At 62.8% G+C, this 651-nt stretch carries 2 protein-coding genes; one reads left to right on the forward strand and one right to left on the reverse strand.

Annotated features, from left to right (window positions below):
* The coding region (locus tag AC04SH_RS34925) for a sunset domain-containing protein (RefSeq protein ID WP_488481878.1) at nucleotides 1-402 on the forward strand (402 nt) is incomplete at its 5' end.
* Nucleotides 403-499: 97 nt separating this feature from the next.
* On the opposite strand, the gene AC04SH_RS34930 is transcribed toward AC04SH_RS34925, so the two are convergent.
* Complete coding sequence (locus AC04SH_RS34930) at nucleotides 500-640, reverse strand: WGR domain-containing protein (RefSeq protein WP_488481879.1); 141 nt, start codon at nucleotides 638-640, stop codon at nucleotides 500-502.
* Nucleotides 641-651 lie beyond the last annotated feature (11 nt).

Below are 651 nucleotides of genomic sequence, written 5' to 3' on the forward strand. Positions count from 1 at the left end.
CTGCAGGAGAAGGCCAAGGCGGCAAAAGTCGGCATCTGGGCAGGAACGTTTGAAGCGCCTTGGGATTGGCGTGCCAAGCATCGCGCTGACAACGAACCGCCATCGACGATCGCTCCCCTGCTCGCAGCGTCGCCCAGTGCCTGCAACATCAAGGGCAACATCAGTGCCCGCGGGGAGCACATCTATCACATGCCTGGCCAGGAGTATTACGATCGCACCGTCATCACCACCAGCAAGGGAGAGCGCTGGTTCTGCAGCGAGGAAGGGGCGGTGGCGGCCGGTTGGCGCAAAGCAAAGCGTAAGCCACAGGGGCAGGTATTGCCCTGCTTTTCGCCTGCGCTGGCGCGTCCCAGAAAGTGCGAGTATGCGGCAGTGTCAAGATCACTTACTTTCGCCTTGTGATATCGCGCCCGCGCCGGCTACACGAGCGACTTTCTTCAAAGCCTGGCCCCGTCGCCTTAGCAGCTGCCTGGCAACCAGACGGGATCGCTTCTGCGCGTCAGGCGGATCGCGGCTGATAGCCACGCATCCGCTTGGCGCGCAGCAGCTCGAGGAAAAGGGCGACGGCTTCACCCTCGGTATCAAAGGAGTGCTGTATCGTGCGGCCGGTGGTTCCAATCCGGCCCCAACGCCGGACCAGGCAGGTCTGGC

It is taken from the genome of Mesorhizobium sp. CNPSo 4688 (genome assembly GCF_057784295.1).